This window comes from Vibrio sp. 1401 (genome assembly GCF_033340295.1).
Map to the genome: position 1 here is coordinate 20,412 of NZ_JAWOWF010000029.1, position 14,994 is coordinate 35,405.

Here is a 14,994-nt window from a genome sequence, read left to right on the forward strand (position 1 = left end):
TCTCCATAGCTCGGAGTTAACCCGCAGTTACTCCTGCCAAACCTTGTGAATCCTATCCGCTATGAGTATAAAAGGGAGGTAAAACTCTATCCCTAACGGAAATCATAGTATGAATGCGAGCCTGCCGAAACTCGACGACCTTGACCGCGCAATATTAAAAACACTGATGGCTGACGCCAGAACGCCCTACGCAGAAATGGCAAAGCAGTTCGATGTCAGCCCTGCCACTATCCATGTGCGTATCGAGAAGATGAAGTCGGCGGACATCATCGAAGGAACGGAGGTGATCATCAATACTAAAAAGCTTGGCTACGATGTGTGCTGCTTTATTGGTATTAACCTCAATGCAGCTCGTGATTACCACTCCGCGTTAGAAAAACTCAACGCGCTCGACGAAGTCGTTGAAGCTTACTACACCACGGGCGCGTATAACATATTCGTCAAATTGATGTGCAAATCGATTGAAGAGCTGCAATTTGTACTGATCGACAAGCTGCAAGCCATTGATGAGGTTCAGTCCACGGAGACATTGATATCGTTGCAGAACCCGATCAACCGAAACGTAAATCCGTAAAATTTTTTATAAAAAATGTACAAAAAAGGCCAACCATTCGGTTGGCCTTGATGTTTTTTGCTCAATTTACGCCGCAATACCCGAATGGCGCAACAGTGCATCGATTTGTGGCTCGCGGCCACGGAAGCGCTTAAACAGCTCCATTGGCTCTTCACTGCCCCCCATTTCTAGGATGTTGTTCAGGAAGCTTAGACCCGTCTCTTTGTTGAAGATGCCTTCTTCTTCAAAGCGAGAATACGCGTCTGACGACAGCACTTCAGCCCATAGGTAGCTGTAGTAACCCGCACTGTAGCCACCAGCAAAAATATGGCCGAAGCTGTGTGAGAAACGCGCCCACTCAACCGCAGGAACTACCGCGACTTTCTCTTTCACTTTCGCCAGAGTTTCCAGTACACGCGCACCCACTTCTGGGTCATATTCAGTGTGAAGCGTGAAATCGAACAAGCCGAATTCTAGCTGACGCAAAATACCCATCGCAGATTGGAAGTTTTTCGCTGCGAGCATTTTGTCTAGCATCGCTTTCGGTAGCGGCTCACCAGTCTCATAGTGACCAGAAATGAACGCCAGAGCGTCCTCTTCCCAACACCAGTTTTCTAGGAACTGACTTGGTAGCTCAACCGCATCCCAAGGCACGCCATTAATACCTGAAACAGCACCTGTATCAACTTGCGTCAACATGTGGTGGATTCCATGACCAAACTCATGGAATAGCGTCACGACTTCATCGTGCGTGAACAGTGCTGGTTTGTCGCCTACAGGACGGTTGAAGTTACACGTTAGATACGCAACCGGCGTTTGCAGTTCACCAGATAACGTAATACGACGACCACGACAGTCATCCATCCACGCGCCGCCACGTTTGTGTTCACGAGCGTAGAGATCTAGGTAGAAACTGCCACGGAGTGTGCCTTCAGCATCAAAGATATCGAAAAAGCGCACAGATTCGTGCCAAGTGTCTACGCCTTCGCGCTCTTTTACTGTCATACCAAACACGCGGTTTAGCACTTCAAACAGACCGCTCACGACTTTTGACTCTGGGAAGTATGGGCGCAGTTCTTCATCCGAAATTTGGAACAGGTGCTGCTTTTGTTTCTCGCTGTAGTAAGCGATATCCCAAACGTTCAGCTCTTCAACACCAAACTCACTTTTCGCAAACTGACGTAACTCTTCGACTTCACGTTCACCTTGCGGTTTCGCACGTGTCGCTAGGTCATTCAGGAAGCCCAGCACTTGATCCGGCGTTTCAGCCATCTTTGTTGCTAACGACTTTTCACTGTAAGTATTGAAACCTAGCATACGTGAAATTTCATGGCGCAGTTTTAGCTGCTCAGTAATGATTTCTGAGTTATCCCATTTGCCTGCGTTTGGACCTCGATCAGAAGCGCGCGTCACGTACGCTTCGTACACTTCTTTACGCAACTCTTGGTTATCGCAGTACGTCATGACAGGTAGGTAAGATGGGATATCTAGCGTAATGAGGTAACCATCTAACTCTTTTGCTTCTGCGGCAGCTTTCGCTGCTGCCAGCGCCGATTCTGGCATACCTGCTAGGTCTTTCTCGTCTGTGATGTGCTTGGTCCAACCCATGGTGGCATCCAGCACATTGTTAGAGAATTTAGAGCTCAGCTCAGACATACGTTTGCTGATCTCGCCGTAACGGTGCTGCTCATCGGATGGCAAACCAATGCCTGATAACTCGAAATCACGCAGTGCATCAGTGATGGTTTTCTGCTGGGCACGAGTTAACGTTGCAAATTCTTCGCTCGCTTTGATGGTTTTGTACGCTTCGTACAACCCTTTGTGCTGACCAACCCAAGTGCCGTACTCTGACAAAATTGGTAGGCAACTTTCGTAAGCTTCACGTAGCTCTTCGCTGTTCACTACCGAGTTCATGTGACCCACTGGCGACCAGATGCGGCTTAAGCGATCATCCGCTTCTTCAATTGGCGCAATCACACTGTCCCAAGTTGGGTGAGCGTTGTCTTGTAGAACTTCATCGATTTTTGCTCGGCAGTCAGCAATCGCTTGCTCAACGGCAGGCTTGATGTGTTCTGGTTTAATTTGAGAAAACGGAGGTAGGTCCGTAAACGTCAGAAGAGGATTAGACATGAATAATTCCTTTTGTGTTTTGACTCTGTGATTGCCTGTCTATTTTGTGTAGATAGGCCAACTCAATGTACAGACGAGCCAGCAACATGGATTGGGGGAGCTCCGTTCCCTTTCTCTATGCCGCGATGACCATCATATAGTCAACCAGCGCTACTCTGTCCTTGAGTCTTGTTATACCTAAATGAAATTTCACACCCTTTTGAGTGCGAGAAACTCACCTAGTTCAATTCGATTACCAATAGTAAGTGTGGGTGACTTAAAGAAATTTCAATAGCGTCCCCTTATCAGAGGAACAGATTTGATTGGAAGTTCTACATCTTTAAGTTACTTGAGTATAATACCGCCATAGAGTGAAAATCACAGACCACACTCAGCCAAAGAGTGTTTCGAGAGTTTAATTTGTTAAGTTACCGCCACAGCTTCCACGCTGGCAACCATGCCGACGTGGTCAAACACATCGTTCAAAGCCTCATTCTTGATGCGCTGAAACAAAAAGATAAGCCATTCGTTTATCACGATACCCACTCGGGTGTGGGCCGTTACGATCTGACTCACGAATGGTCTGAAAAAACGGGCGAATACAAACAAGGCATCGCACGTATTTGGGATAACCCAAGCATTCCTGAAGACATCAAAAGCTACATCGATGCCATTAAAGTGCTCAACAATGGCGAGAAGCTGCGTTACTACCCAGGCTCACCACGTGTGGCGCGCGCGCAAATCCGCCCACAAGATCGCATGGTGCTGACCGAGTTGCACCCGGCCGATCACCCATTGTTAGAGCAAGAATTCCATCGTGATCGCCAAGTGAGCATCTTCAAAGAAGACGGATTCCAACGCCTCAAAGCAAGCTTACCGCCACAAGAGCGTCGTGGTTTGGTGCTGATTGACCCACCATACGAACTCGCGAAAGAGTACCGCGATGTGGTGCGAGCGATTCATCAGAGCCATAAACGTTGGGCAACCGGTATCTACGCGATTTGGTACCCAGTGGTAAACCGCCACGACATCGAAGATATGATCGAAGGCTTGGAAGCACTGGGCATTCGTAAAATTCTGCAAATCGAGTTAGGTGTTGCACCAGATACCAACGAGCGCGGCATGACGGCATCCGGCATGATTGTGATTAACCCGCCCTGGAAACTGGAAAGCCAGATGAAAGAGATTCTGCCATTCCTGCAAGACGCGATCGCACCAGCAACTGGCCACTGGAAAGTGGACTGGATTGTGCCAGAGTAAGCACTTCAGTACTGATATCTTCAAGCGCAACGATATTCTCGTTGCGCTTTTTTATGCTCTCACCTTCTCCCTCCAGTCGTGCTTATTCTTCTTTTTGTGCCTCTCATCGCTATTTGTCATAAGTATTGTCGCTTTTTCCCATTTAGGAATTAGTCGAATTCGATTTATGATAGTGGGATAACGGTGGCATTGAGTTCGGGCAAGGTCATCCCAATCTATCTATGTACCAGATAAAATTTATAAGCTCTTGGAGAAAGTAATGGCGACTCATTTTGACTATATCTGTATCGGTGGCGGCAGTGGCGGCATCGCATCTGCAAACCGTGCGGCGATGTACGGCGCGAAAGTTGCGCTAATCGAAGCTCAAGACCTTGGCGGTACCTGTGTAAACGTAGGTTGTGTACCGAAAAAAGTGATGTGGCATGGCGCGCAAATCGCAGAAGCAATGAACCTGTACGCAGAAGATTACGGTTTTGATGTCGACGTGAAAGGTTTCGACTGGAGCAAACTGGTTGAGAGCCGTCAGGCATACATCGGTCGTATTCACCAATCTTACGATCGCGTTCTTGGCAACAATAAAGTAAACGTGATTAAAGGCTTTGCTAAGTTTGTTGACGAAAAAACTGTCGAAGTAAACGGTGAACACTACACAGCAGATCACATCCTGATCGCGGTTGGTGGTCGTCCTACTATTCCAAACATTCCAGGCGCTGAATACGGCATCGATTCAAACGGCTTCTTCGACCTAGCAGAGCAACCAAAACGCGTTGCGGTTGTGGGTGCTGGCTACATCGCAGTTGAAATTGCTGGCGTACTGCACGCGCTAGGTACAGAAACGCACCTGTTCGTACGTAAAGAGTCACCACTGCGTAGCTTCGATCCAATGATCATCGATACGTTGGTTGAAGTGATGGACGCAGAAGGTCCAAAACTGCACACCCACTCTGTACCAAAAGAAGTGGTAAAAGAAGCCGATGGCAGCCTAACTCTGCACCTAGAAAACGGTGAAAGCCAAAACGTTGACCAACTGATTTGGGCAATCGGTCGTCACCCAGCGACAGACGCAATCAACCTAGCGTCAACCGGCGTGGCAACGAACGAAAAAGGCTACATCAAGGTAGACGAATACCAAGAAACTAACGTGAAAGGCATCTACTGTGTGGGTGACATCATGGAAGGCGGTATCGAACTAACACCAGTAGCAGTGAAAGCGGGTCGTCAACTTTCTGAGCGTTTGTTCAACAACAAACCAAATGCGAAGATGGACTACGATTTAGTACCAACTGTGGTATTTAGCCACCCACCAATCGGCACTATCGGTCTAACAACGCAAGAAGCAGAAGAGAAGTACGGCAAAGACAACATCAAAGTCTACACATCTGGCTTTACTGCGATGTACACCGCTGTTACTAAGCACCGTCAACCATGTAAGATGAAGCTTGTATGTGCGGGCGAAGAAGAAACGGTTGTTGGCCTACACGGCATCGGTTTCACGGTAGATGAAATGATCCAAGGCTTCGGCGTAGCAATGAAGATGGGCGCAACCAAAGCAGACTTCGACTCTGTTGTGGCTATCCACCCAACGGGCTCTGAAGAGTTCGTAACGATGCGTTAATTACGCGCTAATCGCATTGCTGATTTCAGCGAATCATTTGAAAAGGTCACCTTAGGGTGACCTTTTTTTGTTAGCCCATGCTTAACTCGCGTTCTCCAATAACGTGCGAATAAACTCGGCTTTGATAGCACTCTCCTGCTTACCGTCATGAATCAGACACAAGTCTGCACGCAGTGACTCTTTCAGCTTGATAAAACGAATCCCATGCCAATGATGCTGAGAAAACGTCGACGGCACCAACGTCACGGTATTGCTGTTTGCCACATACGCCATCAAGGTGCTTGGCTCCACCACTTGTTTGCCAATATGGGGTGAAAAGCCTTCTTGCAGACAGGCATTAATGATGAAGTTTGCCGAGGCAGAATTCGCCAAACTCATAAACGCAAACTCACACGTCTTTAAATCTTGGAGTCGCAGCAAAGATTTGCTGGCTAACTCATGTTGCTCCGACACCGCCACCACAAACACATCTTTGCCCAAAGACACCGACTGATACGGATAAATGTTGAGTGCATCGGCAAAACGCACAATGCCCACATCGATTTTCTTCTCGCTCAGGTGCTTCTTTTGCGTCTCTGGGTTAAGGTCAAAAATGTCGGCGTGATAAGTGTCATGCTCAGCATGGAAGCGCTGTAACAGACGATCAAATCCGCCCCAAAATGCGCTACTTACCACACCAACTCGCAAGATGTTTCTCTGGTTCAAACCCACTTGCTGCACTTGATTGAGCGAGACATCTAAGGTCTGAAAAATCAGTTGGCATTTGGACTCCAACAATCGCCCGGCCTCCGTTAGCATGACGTTTCTTGAATCACGCTCAAACAGTTTGACGTTAAGCACCTCTTCCAACTCTTTGATGCGATTGCTCAACGGCGAATTGGTGATATTAAGGTTCTCGGCGGCCTTAGTGAAATGCTTGGTTTGTGCGACCTCGTAAAAGTAACGCAGCATCTTCAGCGTCACGCGCTCAAATGGTTCTGACTTCATGCATTGAGTCCTAGCGAATTTCATCATCCTCTTTTTAAGGATGATAGTAGCGAATAAAGCAAAGATAACCAGCGCAGAAAGTCACACAATGGAATCAACACACAACCAGAAGGTGACTAACATGAATCACGATCCAGTAATCGGCGCGCTACAAACCATTCACGAACGCAAACCAAACTTCCAACCTAAAGCGGCGTTTATTTTAGGCTCTGGCTTAGGCGTATTGGCAGACGAGCTACAAGACAAAGTGGTCATTCCATACGAAGAGCTCGAAGGCTTTCCGGTTAGCACCGTGCAAGGCCACTCTGGTGAGTTGGTACTTGGCACCATGGGCGGCGTAGACGTCGTGTGCATGAAAGGTCGCGGTCACTACTACGAACACGGCTCAATGAAGGTCATGACCACGCCCGTACGCACCTTTAAAAAGCTGGGCTGTGAGTTTCTGCTCGTCACCAACGCGGCAGGCTCACTTCGCCCTGAGCGTATTGATGTCGGCTCTCTGGTGGTATTTCATGATCACATCAATACCATGCCTGAATCGCCAATGATCGGTCCGAATGATGAAGAGTACGGCCCGAGGTTCTTCAGCCTCGCCAATGCGTACGACAAAGACCTGCGCGCAGAAGCGTTTGAAGTCGGAAAAGCCAATGGCATTCACCTGAATGAAGGTGTGTTTGTCTCTTACACAGGCCCCAACTTTGAGACCGCAGCCGAAATCCGCATGATGCAAATCATCGGTGGTGATGTGGTGGGCATGTCGGTCGTGCCAGAAGTGATTTCTGCGGCGCATTGCGGCTTACCCGTATTGGCAGTGTGTGCGATCACCAACATGGCAGAAGGCTTGGGAGATGTAGAATTGTCTCACGCCCAAACATTGAAGTGCGCGAAGCTAGCCGAAGCAGATTTCATTCGCTTTATTAAGCGCTTTATTAAGCATCACTTCTAAAGCTGTTTCATTCCAAAAAGCAAAAGGGTCATCAAGTAACTTGATGACCCTTTTTCGTATCACTTTTTCTAACGTTCGGGGGTATTTCGGAGCCGTTTGTGCGTTTTACTTAACTGCGCGAACCAATTCAGCAATGCCTTCCCAATCGCCGTTGTCCATCATTGCGGTTGGCACCATCCAAGTACCGCCACAAGCCACAACCGATTTCAGCGCTAGGTAATCTTCCACGTTGGATGGGCTTACGCCACCTGTCGGCATGAATTCCACAGGGTAAACCGCCGTCAGTGCTTTCAGCATGTTTACGCCGCCTGATGGCTCAGCAGGGAAGAACTTCAACGTACGCAGACCCATTTCCATCGCTTGCTCAACCAAGCTTGGGTTGTTTACACCCGGTACGATAGTCACACCACGTTGCTGACAGTATTTCACTGTGGTTGGGTTGAAGCCTGGGCTAACGATAAAGTCCACGCCCGCTTCGATTGCGATATCCACTTGTTCTGTGGTCAGAACGGTGCCCGCGCCAATCAACAGTTCTGGGTACGCTTCACGCATGATGCGAATCGACTCCGCCGCCGCTTCGGTGCGGAATGTCACTTCCGCACATGGTAAACCGTTTTCTACCAACACTTTTGCCAGTGGCAGAGCGTGTGCTACGTCGTTGATTGCGATAACTGGGACGATTTTGATTTCTCTTAATCGTTGTTCAAGTGTTGTCATGGGGAACCTCTAAAGAATAAAGCTTAATGTTGCGACGATAATAAACGCGATACCGCCAAGTAACGTTTCCATTACCGTCCAAGTTTTTAATGTGGTTTTCTCATCCATCTCAAGCAGACGAGATACCAACCAGAAACCAGAGTCATTGAAGTGAGACAGTACCGTTGCACCACCCGCAATCGCGATTACGATAAAGCAAAGGTCGAGTTCACTCAAACCTGTTGATGCTGCCACTACTGGCGCGATAAGAGCCGCCGTAGTGGTTAGCGCTACGGTTGCCGAGCCTTGAGCAACACGCAGACAAGTTGAAATCACAAACGCCGCCACAATCACAGGCATACCTGTGTCTGTAAGAACGTCAGCCAGTGCATCACCAATACCGCTTGAGCGCAGTACGCCGCCAAACATGCCACCTGCACCCGTTACTAGGATAACACCACAGATAGGAGCCAATGACTCACCACATAATTTTTCTAGTTTTGCCATGCCGTAGTCTTTGGCAAACACAGCCAGACAGACAATCAAAGTGATCAGCAACGCAACTGGGGTTTTACCTAGCATACGTAGGAACTCAACCAGTGCCGTTTTACCATCAATCACACCCGCAACCGCCAGTGTGTTCAATACCGTATCCAAACAGATTAGCAGGACTGGCAGCACAAGGATGGTCATAACCGTGCCAAATTTTGGTGCGTTGCGCTCATCCACCATCGCTTCGCCATTAAAGAAGGCTTTAGATAGTGGGATATCGAATTTTTTGCCCGCGTACAAACCAAATAGGTAAGCGCCAAGGTACCAAGTTGGAATAGCTACCAGAATACCCACCACCAATAACAGACCGATGTTTGCGCCAAGGAATTCGGCCGCTGCAACCGGACCTGGATGTGGTGGAACAAACGCGTGCATAACCGCAAAAGCACCAGCTGCAGGCAACGCGTATTTAATTGGTGAGCCACCAAAACGAGCCGCCACACTGAGGATGATTGGCATCATCACTACAAGGCCAGCATCGAAGAAGATTGGGAAGCCAAACAGTAATGAAGCGACGCCCAAAGCAAATGGTGCGCGCTCTTTACCAAAGCGACCAATCAAAGTGTCTGCCAGCACTTTCGCACCGCCAGTCACTTCAAGAATTTTACCGATCATCGCACCAAGACCAACCAGCAATGCTACGGAAGCCAGTGTGCCGCCGAAGCCGCCCATCATGGTCGATACGACTTTCTCAGAAGGAACGCCAGTGGCGATTGCTGTGCCTAAACTCACCATAGTAAGGGAAGCAAAAGCATGGACTTTCAGTTTAATGATCAGAACGAGTAACGCTGCAATGGCAAGGCCTGCAATCGTCAGTAGGAACGTAGGATCTGGGGCTTGGGTTAATTGCTCCATAGGTTCACCTTTAAGAATTATTGTTTGTGTTATGGTTCACATTTATTTCAGTTACCGGTAACATGTTACCGATAACATGAATAAGATAAACCCATATTTTAAAGTGAATTCAAAAATTGAGATCACGCGCAAATTTGGTTATGAGGATAAGTTATGGCTGGTAGTAGTGTCATCGTTATGGGCGTTTGTGCTAGTGGTAAAAGCACAATTGGTGAGCATCTAGCGAAAAAGCTAGGGCGTAAATTCATTGATGGTGATGATCTTCATCCACGAGCGAACATTCAGAAAATGGCATCGGGCCAGCCTCTGAACGATGATGATCGCAAGCCATGGCTAGAACGCATTCGTGATGCGGCGTACAGCCTAGAAAGCAAAAACGAACACGGCATTATTGTCTGTTCAGCACTGAAAAAGATTTACCGCGATCAGATCCGCGAAGGCAACGACAACGTGACCTTCCTGTTCCTTGATGGCGATAGGGAGTTGATCCTTAATCGCATGCGTATGCGCAAAGGCCACTTCATGAAAGAAAACATGGTGAAGAGCCAATTCGAGACACTAGAGCGCCCAGACAACGAGCCTCAAACTCTGATCGTCAGTATCGACGGAGACATCAGCGACGTGGTGGAACGCTCTGCTACTGAGCTAATCAAAATGCAAGCGATCGAGGTGGCGTAATGACTCACTCTGTTGTTATTGAGGTCACACAACGCTTGACCGAGCGCAGCCGCGAAGCGCGCGCTGCCTTTCTTGCTCGCACCGAAGTGCAAGCCGAAGCTGGCAAAGGCCGTGTTGGTTTATCTTGTGGTAACTTAGCCCATGCAGTCGCCGCTTCTTGCTCTTCTGAAAAGAAAAATATTCTCGATTTTACTCATGCCAATCTCGCGCTGATCAGCGCCTACAACGACATGTTGAGCGCCCACCAGCCGTACCAAGACTATCCAGCGCAAATCAAACAAGTACTGGCGGACTACGGCCATACAGCGCAAGTCGCAGGTTGTGTGCCAGCGATGTGCGATGGGGTGACTCAAGGTCAAGCAGGCATGGATATGTCGCTGTTTTCGCGTGACTTAATTGCGCAATCAACGGCGTTGTCTTTGAGCCACAATGTCTTTGATGCCACATTACTGCTTGGCATCTGTGACAAAATCGCCCCGGGGCAACTGATGGGCGCGCTGTCTTACGCGCACCTACCGACTGCGTTTGTACCAGCGGGTCTGATGGCAACAGGCATCAGCAACGAAGAGAAAGTCGACGTGCGCCAAAAATACGCAGCGGGTGAAGTCGGCAAAGACGCTCTGCTGGATATGGAGTGTCGCGCTTACCACTCTGCGGGGACGTGTACGTTTTACGGCACAGCCAACACCAACCAGTTGGTGTTCGAAGCCATGGGCTTGATGCTGCCAGGTTCGGCATTCATCCATCCCCATACCCAACTGCGTAAAGCGTTAACCGATCACGCGGCTCTGAAAATCGCCTCAATGACGGCGGGTTCTGCACACTTCCGTCCGTTGGCAGAAGTGGTCACAGAAAAGAGCTTGGTCAACGGCATCATCGCTCTACTCGCATCTGGCGGCAGTACCAATCACACCATTCATATGATCGCCGTGGCGCGTGCTGCTGGCATCTTGCTCACGTGGCAAGACATCAGCGATCTGTCGGATGTGGTTCCTTTGTTAGCTCGCGTTTACCCGAACGGCCCAGCCGATATGAACGCGTTCCAAGACGCGGGGGGCGTGCCCGCGTTATTGCACCGCTTGAACCAATCCGAGCTTTTGCATCGCGATGTGAAACCCGTGTTTGGTGAATTTGAAGACCAAATGACGCTGCCGAGCCTTGTCGATGGCCAACTGACTTGGACACCGTGCCAAGGCAGCCAAGACGGTGACGTGATCGCCAAACCAGACGCCACTTTCCAAAACACCGGCGGCACTCGCGTACTTCACGGTAACTTGGGCAAAGCCGTGGTGAAAGTGTCTGCGGTGAAAGAAGAGCAACGCGTGATTGTGGCACCTGCGATCGTATTCCAATGCCAACACGAAGTGGAGGCCGCGTACAAACGTGGCGAGCTGAACAAAGACTGCATCGTTGTGGTCACACACAACGGCCCAGCGGCAAATGGCATGCCTGAACTGCACAAGCTGATGCCAATTTTAGGGAACGTGCAAAAAGCGGGCTTTAAAGTCGCGCTAGTGACGGACGGTCGTTTATCTGGTGCATCCGGTAAAATTCCGTCTGCGATTCACGTTTCTCCAGAAGCCATTCGTGGTGGCGCGATTGGTTTGGTGCGCAACGGTGATTTGATTCGCCTTGATTGCCAAACGGGCGAACTGAACAACTTAAGCGACACCACTGGTCGCGAGTTGATTCATTTCGATACCGAATCGACCCAACAAACTTGGGGACGAGGCTTGTTTAGCGTGATCCGCCAAAACGTATCGAGTGCAGAAGAAGGCGCAAGCTTTATTGTTTAAGGCGAGAAGAAAGACCTCGTCATTCCGACGAGCCTAGGCGAGATCAGGAATCTACTATCAACGTGTTGTGAAGCTAGAGAAAACTCCTCTGCCACTGCACTTTTTGTTGGTAGATTCTGAATCACGCTCGTCCCTCGCTGTTCAGAATGACGAGCTTTGGGATTAGCCTCAGTTCTTTCTAAAAAACGAATGAATCCGTCATTCCGACGAGCCTAAGCGAGATCAGGAATCTAATAGCAAAATGCGTGAAGCCAGAGAAAACTCCTCTGCCACAGCACTTTTTGTTGGTAGATTCTGAATCACACTCGTCCCTCGCTGTTCAGAATGACGAGTTTTTGAGATTGGCCACCGCTCTTTCTAAAAACGAATGAATCCGTAATTCCGACGAGTCTAAGCGAGATCAGGAATCTAATATCAATGAGCTGTGAAGCCAGAGAAAATCCCCTCTGCCACTGCACTTTTTGTTGGTAGATTCTGAATCACACTCGTTCCTCGCTATTCAGAATGGCAAGCTTTGGAGTTGGCCTCGGTTCTTTCTAGAAACGAATGAATCCGTCATTCCGACGAGCCTAAGCAAAATCAGGAATTTAATATCAGCGTGCAGTGAAGTCAGAGAAAACTCCTCTGCCACTGCACTTTTTGTTGGTAGATTCTGAATCACACTCGTTCCTCGCTATTCAGAATGGCAAGCTTTAGGATTGGTCACTGCTCTTTCTAAAAAAATGAATCCGTCATTCCGACGAGCCTAGGCGAGATCAGGAATCTACTATCAACGTGTTGTGAAGCTAGAGAAAACTCCTCTGCCACTGCACTTTTTGTTGGTAGATTCTGAATCACGCTCGTCCCTCGCTGTTCAGAATGACGAGCTTTGGGATTGGCCTCAGTTCTTTCTAAAAAACGAATGAATCCGTCATTCCGACGAGCCTAGGCGAGATCAGGAATCCACTATCAACGTGCTGTGAAGCCAGAAAAAACACTTCTGCCACAGCACTGTTTGTTGGTAGATTCTGAATCACGCTCATCCCTCGCTTTTCAAAATGGCAAGCTTTGGGATTGGCCTCAGTTCTTTCTAAAAAACGAATGAATCCGTCATTCCGACGAGCCTCAGCAGGATCAGGAATCTAATATCGACATGCTATGAAGTCAGAGAAAACACCTCTGCCACAGCACTTTTTGTTGGTAGATTCTGAATCACACTCGTCCCTCGCTGTTCAGAATGACGAGCTTTGAGATTGGCCACCGCTCTTTCTAAAAACGAATGAATCCGTCATTCCGACGAGCCTAGGCGAGATCAGGAATCTAATATCAACGTGCTGTGAAGCCAGAGAAAATCCCCTCTGCTACAGCACTTTTTGTTGGTAGATTCTGAATCTTGCTCGTCCTTCGCTGTTCAGAATGACAAGCTTTAGGATTGGTCACTGCTCTTTCTAAAAAAATGAATCCGTCGTTCCGACGAGCCTAGGCGAGATCAGGAATTTAATATCAACGTGCTGTGAAGCCAGAGAAACCCCCTCTACCACAGCACTTTTTGTTGGTAGATTCTGAATCACGAGCTTTAGGATTGGTCACTGCTCTTTCTAAAAAAATGAATCCGTCATTCCGACGAGCCTAGGCGAGATCAGGAATCTACTATCAACGTGTTGTGAAGCTAGAGAAAACTCCTCTGCCACAGCACTTTTTGTTGGTAGATTCTGAATCACACTCGTCCCTCGCTATTCAGAATGACGAGCTTTGAGATTGGCCACCGCTCTTTCTAAAAACGAATGAATCCGTCATTCCGACGAGCCTAGGCGAGATCAGGAATCTAATATCAACGTGCTGTGAAGCCAGAGAAAATCCCCTCTGCTACAGCACTTTTTGTTGGTAGATTCTGAATCACGCTCGTCTCTTGCTGTTCAAAATGACGAACTTTAGGATTGGCCTCTGTTCTTTTTAAAAATGAATGAGTCCGTCATTCCGACGAGCCTAGGCGAGATCAGGAATCTAATATCAAGGTGCTGTGAAGCCAGAGAAAACCCCTCTTCCACAGCACTTTTTGTTGGTAGATTCTGAATCACGCTCGTCTCTTGCTGCTCAGAATGACGATATCTAGCATTCAGTAAATTACATCAAGCGGTCTTCATCACTACGACGGCAGCAATCACCACAAAGATACCAAACCAGCCGATTGGTTTGAGTTTCTGCTTAAACAGCAAGGCTCCACCCACTGCGGTACCCAAGATACCGATCGCACCCCAAGAGGCATAAGCAATGGCTAAGTCGATCTCTTTCACCGCTTGTGCCAACAGCGTGAATGCTGTCAGTACCAACACAATCGCCGCAATGCCCCAGCTTTTATATTTAAAGCCTTTTGAGCGTGTCAGCGCCATATTGGCCATGATATCGACCAAGGCAGCCATCACGACAAATCCAAATGACATCGTAAAAAATTGACTCATGATTCGCACCTTGTACTAGTAGAAAATGAACGTTCTTTTGCCGGTTTATCGGCATTTTTCTTGGCGTTAGGTTGACCATGTGATTCCCCTAAGGTCACACACACAATGCCAACAACGGCTAACATCAAACCAAACAATTCTTGATGGTTTAAGTTGGCATCAAAGGCGATGATCGACACCACGGTGATCAACGAGATACCTAACCCTTCCCAAACAGCGTATGCCACACCTATCGATATTTTCTTCGCGGCAAACGCGAGAAAGTAGTAAGAGATTGCGATCAGCACATACATTACGATGTAGCCCCACCACCCGTGCCCTTGTCCGATAAGAGACATAGTGCTGGTGCCAGCCACTTCGGCAACGATGGCGAGCAATAAAAATAGACGTGCAACTAGCATGATTAATCCTCCATCAGAAATTAAAAAAATGCATAACGGAGAATGGTGAATGCCGCGTACCTGTATCGACATTCAAAAAGTTAAAAAGATAAAAATGAGCCACTTCTC

At 48.4% G+C, this 14,994-nt stretch carries 12 protein-coding genes; 6 read left to right on the plus strand and 6 right to left on the minus strand.

Translation table 11 applies throughout. The annotated features are described in order from the left end of the window. Positions 1 to 109: 109 nt before the first annotated feature. The gene (gene asnC / locus R7Z77_RS15150; RefSeq protein WP_005389595.1) at positions 110 to 574 is read left to right on the plus strand and encodes a transcriptional regulator AsnC; all 465 of its coding nucleotides are present in this window, start codon (positions 110 to 112) and stop codon (positions 572 to 574) included. 66 nt (positions 575 to 640) lie between these two features. Here the strand turns inward: asnC and prlC are convergent, their stop codons facing one another. Next, positions 641 to 2,683 (minus strand): oligopeptidase A, encoded by a 2,043-nt coding sequence (gene prlC, locus R7Z77_RS15155; RefSeq protein WP_170897632.1) that lies wholly within the window; start codon positions 2,681 to 2,683, stop codon positions 641 to 643. Positions 2,684 to 3,082: 399 nt separating this feature from the next. On the opposite strand from prlC, the gene R7Z77_RS15160 reads away from it, so the two are divergent. Together R7Z77_RS15160 and gorA are read left to right on the plus strand one after the other, a co-directional pair. Beyond that, positions 3,083 to 3,922: a 23S rRNA (adenine(2030)-N(6))-methyltransferase RlmJ gene (locus tag R7Z77_RS15160; protein WP_005379158.1), complete on the plus strand. Its 840-nt coding sequence runs from the start codon at positions 3,083 to 3,085 to the stop codon at positions 3,920 to 3,922. Positions 3,923 to 4,181: 259 nt separating this feature from the next. Beyond that, entirely contained in the window at positions 4,182 to 5,537 is a 1,356-nt protein-coding gene (gorA, locus tag R7Z77_RS15165; RefSeq protein ID WP_005379157.1) for a glutathione-disulfide reductase, read from the plus strand. Positions 5,538 to 5,618: 81 nt separating this feature from the next. On the opposite strand, the gene R7Z77_RS15170 is transcribed toward gorA, so the two are convergent. Continuing rightward, positions 5,619 to 6,524, minus strand: a complete 906-nt coding sequence (locus R7Z77_RS15170) for a LysR family transcriptional regulator (protein ID WP_005379156.1) — start codon at positions 6,522 to 6,524, stop codon at positions 5,619 to 5,621. 121 nt (positions 6,525 to 6,645) lie between these two features. Here R7Z77_RS15170 and xapA point away from each other — a divergent pair, with 121 nt between their 5' ends. Then, a complete protein-coding gene (gene xapA, locus R7Z77_RS15175; protein ID WP_171344464.1) occupies positions 6,646 to 7,470 on the plus strand; it encodes a xanthosine phosphorylase in 825 nt (274 codons plus the stop codon). Between the two features lie 105 nt (positions 7,471 to 7,575). Here the strand turns inward: xapA and R7Z77_RS15180 are convergent, their stop codons facing one another. After that, positions 7,576 to 8,187, minus strand: coding sequence for a bifunctional 4-hydroxy-2-oxoglutarate aldolase/2-dehydro-3-deoxy-phosphogluconate aldolase (locus R7Z77_RS15180; protein ID WP_005394384.1), 612 nt, complete (start codon positions 8,185 to 8,187; stop codon positions 7,576 to 7,578). Positions 8,188 to 8,196: 9 nt separating this feature from the next. Further along, positions 8,197 to 9,573 (minus strand): GntP family permease, encoded by a 1,377-nt coding sequence (locus R7Z77_RS15185; RefSeq protein WP_012841240.1) that lies wholly within the window; start codon positions 9,571 to 9,573, stop codon positions 8,197 to 8,199. A 153-nt stretch (positions 9,574 to 9,726) separates the two neighbouring features. Between R7Z77_RS15185 and R7Z77_RS15190 the strand changes: the two genes are divergently transcribed. Continuing rightward, positions 9,727 to 10,251: a gluconokinase gene (locus R7Z77_RS15190; protein WP_033905875.1), complete on the plus strand. Its 525-nt coding sequence runs from the start codon at positions 9,727 to 9,729 to the stop codon at positions 10,249 to 10,251. Continuing rightward, positions 10,251 to 12,047 carry a phosphogluconate dehydratase gene (edd, locus tag R7Z77_RS15195; protein ID WP_033905870.1) on the plus strand — a complete coding sequence of 599 codons (1,797 nt, stop codon included), beginning with the start codon at positions 10,251 to 10,253 and terminating at the stop codon, positions 12,045 to 12,047. The genes R7Z77_RS15190 and edd overlap by 1 nt, the downstream gene beginning before the upstream one ends. A 2,108-nt stretch (positions 12,048 to 14,155) precedes the next feature. Here edd and R7Z77_RS15200 read toward each other — a convergent pair. Next, complete coding sequence (locus R7Z77_RS15200) at positions 14,156 to 14,485, minus strand: SMR family transporter (RefSeq protein WP_085570076.1); 330 nt, start codon at positions 14,483 to 14,485, stop codon at positions 14,156 to 14,158. Then, positions 14,482 to 14,886: an SMR family transporter gene (locus tag R7Z77_RS15205; RefSeq protein ID WP_005379135.1), complete on the minus strand. Its 405-nt coding sequence runs from the start codon at positions 14,884 to 14,886 to the stop codon at positions 14,482 to 14,484. Before R7Z77_RS15205 ends, R7Z77_RS15200 begins: the two co-directional genes overlap by 4 nt. Between the last annotated feature and the right edge of the window lie 108 nt (positions 14,887 to 14,994).